Here is an 8,513-nt window from a genome sequence, read left to right on the forward strand (position 1 = left end):
AGGCACGCCTTACATCTTCCACTTCAGGCTGAACACGGCATTGCGCGGTTCGCCGTAGAAGTTGCCGTAGTTTTTTGTACGGTTGCTGTTGTTTTCATAGTAGCGTTTGTCGGTCAGGTTATTGACCGCCAGCCCCAGTTGCAGGTTTTTGCTTGGGCGGTATTGGACGTTGGTATTCCAAACCGTGTAGCCGCCTTGCTTGATGAAGCCGTAGGAGTTGGCGGTTTTGCTGCTGCTCTTTAAGCCCAGCCCGACCGTCCATTTGCCGTCATCCACCGGTGTGCGGGATGTGCTGCCGGTTTTGCGGTAATTTTGGGTGAGGCGGCGGCAGGTGCTACAATAACGGTCTCTTTCTGCAAGGGAACATCATGGAAGCCACCGTCTATCTCGAAGACAACGAATACATCGCCTTGTGCGACCTCTTGAAATTAGCCGGACTTGCCGAAAGCGGCGGGCAGGCAAAAGCGTTTATCGCCGAAGGGCTGGTGTTGCGCAACGGCGAAACCGAAACCCGCAAAACCGCCAAAATACGCGGCGGCGAAGTCATCGAGTTTGACGGCGCGCGCTTGGAAATCGCAGATGGATACGACCCTGAAGCATAAAGCCGAAGCCCTTTTGGGCGAGCCGCTTTTAGACGAACCCGTCCGCCCCGAGTCGTGGGAATGTTGCGGCAGCGACTGCGGCGAGGTGTGTATTCAGACGATTTATTGGGCAGATAAGGCCCGCTACGACGCGCAACGGCAGAAATTGAAAGAAGCGGGTTGGTCGGACGATGCCGTCTGAAACCGATTCGGCTTGATATAGTGAATTAACAAAAATCAGGACAAGGCGGCGAGCCGCAGACAGTACAAATAGTACGGAACCGATTCACTTGGTGCTTCAGCACCTTAGAGAATCGTTCTCTTTGAGCCAAGGCGAGCCAACGCTGTACCGGTTTAAATTTAATTCACTATAAAACCACGTTTTCAGACAGTCTTTTATAGTAGATTAAAATTGAAAACGTTCATATCGCCATTCCCTCGAAAGCAGGAATCCGGAAGTTTGAAATAGCGGTTAACCTTAAACATTTCCAATAAATCAAAGTCTGGATTCCCGCCTGCGCGGGAATGACGGCATAGCGGCTTTTCCTTTGCATTTGCCATACGCCCGTCTTCAACATTACCGCCGCCACACCGCCCGACAATATTGAAACACCCTGCCCACCATTTACCACACACATAACGCCTTATGATAGACCTGCACTGCCATTCCACCGTTTCCGACGGTATGCTTTCCCCCGCCGAAGTCGTCCGCCTCGCACATCAAAACGGCTGCACGCTGCTGGCGTTGACCGACCACGACCACACGGGCGGCATCGCCGAAGCGCGTGCCGAAGCCGACAAACTCGGTTTGCGCCTGATTAACGGCGTGGAAATCTCCGTAACGTGGCGCGGGCGCACCATACATGTTGTCGGTTTGGATTTTGACGAAACAGACGAAAATCTGCAAAACCTGTTGGCGCAAGTGCGGCAAGGCCGTCTGAAACGCCTCGAAGCCATCGCCGCCAAGCTCGAAAAGAAAGGCATCGGCGGCGCATACGACGGCGCGCTGGCACTGGCGGCAAACAAAGAAATGGTCAGCCGCACCCACGTCGCCGAGTTCCTCATCCAAGCGGGACACGTCAAAAACAAGCAGCAGGCGTTCACCAAATACTTGGGTGACGGCAAATCCTGCGCCGTCCGCCACGAATGGGCGACGCTGGCAGACTGCGTCTCCGCCGTCAACGGCGCGGGCGGCATGGCAGTCATCGCCCACCCCATGCGCTACGATTTGTCCGCCACCGCCAAGCGCAATCTGTTTGAAGAATTTAAAAACCTCGGCGGCGCAGGCATCGAAGTCCACAGCGGCAACTGCTGCAAAAACGACCGCCTCAACTACGCGCTTTTGGCAGAACGCTTCGGTATGCTCGCCAGCGCGGGCAGCGACTTCCACCGTTTAAACGACTTTAGCGGCGGCATCCTCGGCGCGTGTCCTGAGCTGCCGGAAAACTGCAGGCCGGTGTGGGCGCATTTTTCCCGACATTGAATGCGGATAAAAATGCCGTCTGAAAACCTTTCAGACGGCATTTTTTGCGGTTTAAACGTTGTCGTACAGTTTTCGGACGGTTTTGCCGATGGCGGCAATGCCTTTTTCCAGCGTTTGAGCGTCCTGCGCGATGCTCATGCGGATGCACTCGCCTGCGTGCGGGTAATCCTGCGTGTCGATGCCGACGAAGAAATGCTCGCCCGGAATAATCAGCGTGCCTTCGGCTTTGAGCATTTCGTACAGGGTTTGCGACGAAACGGGCAGGTTTTCAAACCAGAGCCACAGGAAAATCGCGCCTTCGGGTTTGTGGATTTTCATCGGGTACGCGCCCAGCTCCCGCTTGAGCAGCGAGACGGCGGTTTGCGCCTGATTGCGGTAAAACGGCCGGATGACTTGGTCGGCAAGCCGTTTCATCTCGCCGCTTTCCAGCAGCGGCGTTGCGATGGCCGCGCCGAAGCGCGTGGGGGCAAGGTTCACAATCGCGTTCAGGCTGCTGACGGCTTTGACGACTTCGGGCGCGGCGACGATGATGCCGGTGCGAACGCCCGGCAGGCCGACTTTGGACAGGCTGAAGCAGAGGATGATGTTTTCGTGCCAATTCAGCGTTACGTCGCTGTAAATGATGTTGGGGAACGGCATTCCGTAGGCGTTGTCGATAATCAGCGGAATCCCGTGTTCACGCGCCAAAGCGTCCAAACGCGCCATTTCGCCGTCGGTCAGCACATTGCCGGTCGGGTTGGTCGGGCGCGAACAGCAAATCGCGCCGATTTTGCCTGCTTTGAGTTCGGGCAGGTTTTCCAGTGCGTCAAAGTCCACGCGGTATTTGAAGAAGCCTGCTTCGCCTTCGTGTTCGACGTTTTCGATTTTGGGCTTGACGGAAACGAAGTGCTTCCCTTCGATATGTACGTCGGCATAGCCGATGTATTCGGGCGCGAGCGGCAACAAAATGGCTTTTTCTGCGGATGTGCCGTCTGAAAGCTTGAATTTGCCGCCGAAGAGGTTGAACAAATAGAAAAACGCGTTTTGCGAACCATTGGTCAGCGCGATATTGCCGGCGGTCAGATTCCAGCCGTATTCGCGGTTGAGGAAGGCGGCCAGCGCGTCAATCAGCGCGGCATCGCCTTGGGGATTGGAGTAATTGCCGATGTTCTCGACGGCGTGTTCTGCCGCCAGTTTGGAAAATACGTTGGCGAACACGGCATTGACTTCGGCGATTCGTGCCGGGTTGCCGCCGCCGAGCATATTGACGGGCTTGTCGCTTTTGAGCGCGTCGCCGAGGTCGTCCATCAGTTGCAGGATGCCGCTGTGTTGCGTGAATTTTTCGCCGAATGCCGAAAACTGCATATCAAACTCCGTGTGTGTAAGGCAGGTTGGTTTGTACGGTATGCCGTCTGAAGGTTCAGACGGCATTTTTTCTGTGTGTTTCTCGTACCCAAAGCAGGTCGCAGATGCCGCCGGCCGGGGCAAAGCCGGTCGGGGCGTTGATGAGCAGGTCGCGGATTGCCTGCTGGTCGTAACGGTCGCAGGCGGTACGCAGGCGGTTGAGGATGGGCAAAAGCTCGTGCCACGGCAGCATCACTTCGTCAGCCGTCATAATGCGCGGATGGGCGGTTTGGCGGACATTGTCGCCGATGAGCAGCTCTTCGTAGAGTTTTTCGCCGGGACGCAGCCCGGTAATGAGGATTTCGATGTCGCCGTCGGGTTGTTCGGGCGTTTTGGGTTTGAGTCCGCTTAAGGTAATCATTTGGCGGGCAAGGTCGATGATTTTGACGGATTCGCCCATATCGAGGACGAACACGTCGCCGCCTTTGCCCATCGCGCCGGCTTGGATAACCAGTTGCGCCGCTTCGGGTATGGTCATGAAATAGCGCGTGATTTCCGGGTGGGTCAGGGTGAGCGGGCCGCCTTGGGCAATCTGTTTTTCAAACAGCGGGACGACGGAGCCGGACGAACCTAAAACATTGCCGAAACGTACCATACTGAAGCGGGTTTGCTGTCCGGGTTCGGCGGCGAGCGCCTGAAGGCAGAGTTCCGCCATACGTTTGCCCGCGCCCATCGTGTTGGTGGGGCGGACGGCTTTGTCGGTGGAGATGAGGACGAATGTTTTTACGCCCGATGCCGTGGCGGCAAGCGCGCACTCGAGTGTGCCGAAGATGTTGTTGCGTATGCCTTCGACGGTGTTGAATTCGACCATGGGGACGTGTTTGTAGGCGGCGGCATGGTAAACGGTGGAGACTTGGCAGGCGGTCATGATGCGCGTGAGCAGCGTGCGGTTCTGCACCGAGCCGAGGAAGGGCAGGATTTCGGTATCGGTATTGTTTTGGGTGCAGTATTCGCGCAATTCTTTTTCGACGGTGTACAGGGCGAATTCGGATAACTCGAACAGCAGCAGCTTTTCGGGGCGGCGGCGGATAATCTGGCGGCAGAGTTCCGAACCGATGGAGCCGCCCGCGCCGGTTACCATGACGGTTTTGCCTTCGATGTCGGCATTCATGAGGCGGTCGTCGGGTGCGACGGAATCGCGCCCGAGCAGGTCGGACACAGAGATTTTTTTGAGCGTGCCGATGCTGATTTTCCCGTCCATCAGGTCTTTCATTCCGGGAATGGTCAACACTTCGCACGGATAGGCTTCCAGTTTGCTGATGATTCGGCGGCGTTGTTCCTGGGTCGCACTGGGGATGGCGAGCAGGATTTTTTCCACGCCGTAGCGTTCGATGAGGAAGGCGATGGCATCGGGCTGGTAAACGGCAAGGTCGTAGATGACGGTGTGCCAAAGCTTGGGGTTGTCGTCCACAAAGGCGACCGCGGAATATTCGCGTATCTGTTTGACGGCCTCGAGCAGTTGTCTGCCCGATCGTCCCGCGCCGTAAATGATGACGGGGGTCATCTGTTTTTTGGGGTGTTCGGACAGCAGCCCGCGCAAAACCATACGCGAGCCGGTTACGGAAACAAACAGCAGTAAGAAATAGACAATCGGCAGGGCGAGGCGCAGCCGTTCTTCAAATATCAGCGTATTGAGGAAAAACAACACGGCGGAGGCGAGGCTGCCCGCCAGTGCGGTGGTGAGGATGCGGAAGCTGACGAAGCGTGTAACGGCGCGGTAAAGCCCCATTCGGATAAATAATGTGATGGTCAGCAAGGCAGTCAGCAAAAAAGACTGCCAGTTGGCAAAATCGAACCATTCGTCCGAGTAGTCGGCCTTCAGGCTTTGGGTAAACCAGAAGGCGGTGAAAATCATCAGAAAATCGTGTATGAGGAAACAGATTTTCTTGATGTTGCGCGGTAGGGCAAGCAGGGTTTCCAGAGTCATATCGTGGGGCGGTATGTGCTTTCAGGCGGCATATGCCGTCTGAAGGGTTATCGTGTGGCTTCTGCCAATACGGCTTCGATGTGTTCTTTGCAGAACGCGATTTCGCCGTCGGTTAGCGTCGGGTGCACCAAGAACATCAGGCTGGTGTCGCCCAGTTCGACGGCGTTTTTCAGCCGCTCTTTCGGACGCCAAGGCGTGTTGTCGAAGGCTTTTTCCAAATACACTTCGGAGCAGCTACCTTGATAGCATGGGACTTTGCGCGCGTTCAGTTCATTGACGATGCGGTCGCGTGTCCAGCCGTCTTTCAGGTGTTCGGGGCGGACGAAAACGTAGAACTTGTATTGCGCGTGTTCGATGTAGCCGGCGACTTCAACCAAACGGATGCTGGCAAACTTGCCCAAACTTTCCGCCAGCTTGGCGGCGTTTTCTTGGCGGCGCGCCGTCCATTCGGGCAGGCGTTTGAGCTGGATGCGCCCGATTGCCGCCTGCATTTCCATCATGCGCCAGTTGGTGCCGAAGCTTTCGTGCAGCCAGCGGAAACCGGGTGCGTGTTGGCGGCAGTACACGGCATCGTAGCTTTTGCCGTGGTCTTTGTACGACCACATTTTGCTCCACAGCGCTTTGTCGTTGGTCGTAACCATACCGCCTTCGCCGCCGGTGGTCATGATTTTGTCTTGGCAGAACGACCATGCGCCGACGTGTCCAATGGAGCCGACGGATTTGCCTTTGTATTTCGCGCCATGAGCTTGGGCGCAGTCTTCGATAACCCACAAATCATGTTCTTTGGCCAAAGCCATGATGCCGTCCATTTCGGCGGGCATACCGGCAAGGTGAACCACGATAATCGCTTTGGTGTTTGGTGTCAGTGCGGCTTTGATGGTTTCCGCGCTGATGTTTTGGCTGTTCAAATCCACGTCGGCAAACACGGGGTTTGCGCCTGCGTTAACGATGCAGGACGCGGAGGCGAGGAAGGTGCGCGAGGTAACAATCACATCGTCGCCTGCGCTTATGCCCATTGCTTTGAGCGCGACATCGAGTGCCAGCGTGCCGTTGGAAAGGGCGACGGCGTATTGCGTGCCGGCAAAGGCGGCAAATTCTTTTTCAAATTCGCGGCATTCGCTGCCCGTCCAGTAGTTGACTTTGTTGGACAAGAGGACGCGGGAAACGGCATCGGCTTCTTCTTGGGTGAAGCAGGGCCACGGGGAAAGGGAAGTGTTCAACATGATGGTTTGTCCGTGGGTTTTCAGACGGCATTTCCGACCCTATGCCGTCTGAAGGGGGCGTGTTCCGAAGAATCGGGCGCACGCCGCAGGTGTTGTCAAAATCGGTCTGTACGGGGGTGTATTTTAATCGCTTATGCCGTCGCGGTCTCGGGGTTTTTGCGCGGCAGCGGCTTTGCCGGATTGCCCGCGACGGTTATGCCGTCTGAAACGTCGCGCACGACGACTGCGCCCGCTCCAATGGTTGCGCGGCTGCCGATACGGATCTGCTGGCGGCTGCACGCGCCCGTGCCTATCCAGCTTTCTTCGCCGATACGCGTGTTGCCCGACAGGTGCGCGCCTGGGCTGATGTGGACGAAAGCATCAAGCAGGCAATCGTGATCGACGGTGGCGGCAGTGTTCACGATCACGCCGTCTTTCAATACGCTGCTTGCCTGTACGACGGCTTTCGCCATAACGACGCTGCCTTGTCCGACTGTTGCAGAAGGCGAGACGGTCGCGCTCGGATGAATCAGGACGGGCAGTTTGAAGCCGAGCGCGGCGGCTTTTTCGGCGATTTGGCGGCGGATGCGGTTGTTGCCGACGGCGACGGCGATGTCGAATTGTTCGGGCGATAAACTGTTTTCGAGCAGCAGCGTCGTGCCGATGACGGAAAAGCCGTTGACGCTGCCTTGTGCGCGGTCGTCCAGAAAAACGATTTCGCCGTATGTGCCGAGTGCGGCGGCAAGCTCGGCAACGACTTTTCCGTGTCCGCCCGCGCCGACGACGGCAAGTTTGCGTTTTCCTGTGAAAGGGGGCATGGTGGCTTCGCCCTGTGCGGAAATCCCTTCCTTGATTAATACTTTTTTAACCGTCAGCAGTAGGATTTTGATGTCGAGGCACAGGCTGAAGTGGTCGATATACCAGATGTCGCATGCGAAGCGTTCGTCCCATGAGGCGGCGTTGCGCCCGTTGACCTGCGCCCAGCCGGTAATGCCGGGTCTCATTTCGTGGCGGCGGTTTTGAAATTCGTCGTAAAGCGGCAGGTAGTGCATCAAAAGCGGGCGCGGGCCGACCAGGCTCATGTCGCCTTTTAAGACATTCCATAATTCAGGCAGTTCGTCCAAACTAGCGGCACGCAGTTTTTTGCCGAAGGGTGTGAGCCGCTCGCTGTCGGGCAGCGGAATGCCGTCTGAATCAAGCGCGTCGCGCATGGAACGGAATTTGACCATTTTAAAAGGTTTTCCGTCCTTTCCAGGGCGTTCCTGAATGAAGAAGACGGGCGAACCCAGATTCTTGCGGATGAGGTACGCCAAAATCAGGAAAACGGGTGAGAGGACAATCAGTCCCGATGCGGATGCGATGATGTCGAACAGGCGTTTGACGGCTTTACTCATTTGCCAATCTTTCAATCAGGTTGACGATTTTCCGATAGGAAATGTCGCGCCTGAAGCGGCGGACGATTTCGTCGGACTGAATGGGGTCGTTTTTGCGTTTCAAAATATCTTTGGCGGCTTGAACGAAGCTGTCCACGTCGCCGGAACGGTAGTTTTCGTGCGGCAGCAGGTTCAGGAGGCCGAGGACTTCGGTATTGGTCTGGCTGTTTAAAATCGGTTTTTGCAATGCCATATAGTCGGAAAGTTTGTTGGTAACCGACTGCATGGCGTGGCTATGGATGGCGTTGACGGCGATGTCGCACGCTTTGGCAATCGACATCATTTCAGAATAGGTTAAATAACCGTAAAACTTGATGGCGCGATTTTCATATTGTTTGAGTTTCTCCAAATCGGGTCCTCCGCCCATAATGTGCAATTCGACGTTTTCGCCGTCGTCTAAAAGTTTCCGAACACCTTTGCACACGGTTTCCACGTCGTAGCTGTAACTGAGCGTGCCCAAGTAGAAAAGGCGGACGGTTTTGGAGCGGAATCGCGGGGGGGGGG

Annotated in this window: 7 protein-coding genes and 2 pseudogenes; 3 read left to right on the forward strand and 6 right to left on the reverse strand. The window is 56.1% G+C overall.

What is annotated here, in order from left to right; genetic code table 11:
* Nucleotides 1-9: 9 nt before the first annotated feature.
* Nucleotides 10-279: pseudogene (locus tag Q9J80_RS10250) on the reverse strand (TonB-dependent receptor domain-containing protein); the annotation flags it as partial.
* Nucleotides 280-287: 8 nt separating this feature from the next.
* On the opposite strand from Q9J80_RS10250, the pseudogene Q9J80_RS10255 reads away from it, so the two are divergent.
* The 3 genes and pseudogenes from Q9J80_RS10255 to Q9J80_RS10265 all read left to right on the forward strand — a co-directional run bounded on the left by Q9J80_RS10255 (nucleotide 288) and on the right by Q9J80_RS10265 (nucleotide 2,064).
* Nucleotides 288-602: pseudogene (locus Q9J80_RS10255) on the forward strand (RNA-binding S4 domain-containing protein).
* Nucleotides 580-783 carry an oxidoreductase-like domain-containing protein gene (locus Q9J80_RS10260; RefSeq protein ID WP_301673790.1) on the forward strand — a complete coding sequence of 68 codons (204 nt, stop codon included), beginning with the start codon at nucleotides 580-582 and terminating at the stop codon, nucleotides 781-783. The pseudogene Q9J80_RS10255 and the gene Q9J80_RS10260 overlap by 23 nt, the downstream one beginning before the upstream one ends.
* A 444-nt stretch (nucleotides 784-1,227) precedes the next feature.
* Nucleotides 1,228-2,064 carry a PHP domain-containing protein gene (locus Q9J80_RS10265; protein ID WP_301673791.1) on the forward strand — a complete coding sequence of 279 codons (837 nt, stop codon included), beginning with the start codon at nucleotides 1,228-1,230 and terminating at the stop codon, nucleotides 2,062-2,064.
* Between the two features lie 51 nt (nucleotides 2,065-2,115).
* On the opposite strand, the gene Q9J80_RS10270 is transcribed toward Q9J80_RS10265, so the two are convergent.
* The 5 genes from Q9J80_RS10270 to Q9J80_RS10290 all read right to left on the reverse strand — a co-directional run.
* A complete protein-coding gene (locus Q9J80_RS10270) occupies nucleotides 2,116-3,408 on the reverse strand; it encodes a valine--pyruvate transaminase (RefSeq protein ID WP_301673798.1) in 1,293 nt (430 codons plus the stop codon).
* A gap of 55 nt (nucleotides 3,409-3,463) precedes the next feature.
* A complete protein-coding gene (locus Q9J80_RS10275; protein ID WP_301673792.1) occupies nucleotides 3,464-5,374 on the reverse strand; it encodes a polysaccharide biosynthesis protein in 1,911 nt (636 codons plus the stop codon).
* Nucleotides 5,375-5,421: 47 nt separating this feature from the next.
* Complete coding sequence (locus Q9J80_RS10280) at nucleotides 5,422-6,597, reverse strand: DegT/DnrJ/EryC1/StrS family aminotransferase (RefSeq protein WP_301673793.1); 1,176 nt, start codon at nucleotides 6,595-6,597, stop codon at nucleotides 5,422-5,424.
* Nucleotides 6,598-6,728: 131 nt separating this feature from the next.
* A complete protein-coding gene (locus tag Q9J80_RS10285) occupies nucleotides 6,729-7,970 on the reverse strand; it encodes a NeuD/PglB/VioB family sugar acetyltransferase (protein WP_301673794.1) in 1,242 nt (413 codons plus the stop codon).
* Nucleotides 7,963-8,513, reverse strand: a 551-nt coding sequence (locus Q9J80_RS10290; protein ID WP_304678425.1) for a glycosyltransferase, incomplete at its 5' end; no start/stop codon positions are given. The genes Q9J80_RS10285 and Q9J80_RS10290, both read right to left, overlap by 8 nt.

Source organism: Neisseria blantyrii (assembly GCF_962747855.1).
Taxonomy (GTDB): Bacteria; Pseudomonadota; Gammaproteobacteria; order Burkholderiales; family Neisseriaceae; genus Neisseria; species Neisseria viridiae.